A 274-nucleotide genomic window follows, 5' to 3' on the forward strand; every position below is an offset into this window, starting at 1 on the left:
CGATCGGCCAGCGGCAACTGCGCCAGCGGCAACCGCTCATCCGCGGCCATGGCCTGCAACACGCACAGCCAGTAGCCGGCGTAACGCTGCGCGGTGGAGCGATCGAACAGCGCGGTCGCGTAGCCGAGCGCGCCGGACACATCGCCTTCGCCTTCCTCCAGATCGAGCGAGAGATCGAACTGGGCCACAGTGGACTCCGCTTCGACCGGGATCACTTCCACCCCGGGCAGCCGCAACCGGCTTTCGACCCGCTCGTTGAGGGTCAGCATGGTCT

1 protein-coding gene is annotated in these 274 nt (G+C 67.5%); it reads right to left on the reverse strand.

The features are described from left to right. A partial coding sequence (locus tag HKX41_11415; protein NNC24740.1) for a hypothetical protein occupies positions 1–274 on the reverse strand: 274 nt, incomplete at both ends.

The organism is Salifodinibacter halophilus (assembly GCA_012999515.1).
Lineage (GTDB): Bacteria > Pseudomonadota > Gammaproteobacteria > Nevskiales > Salinisphaeraceae > Salifodinibacter > Salifodinibacter halophilus.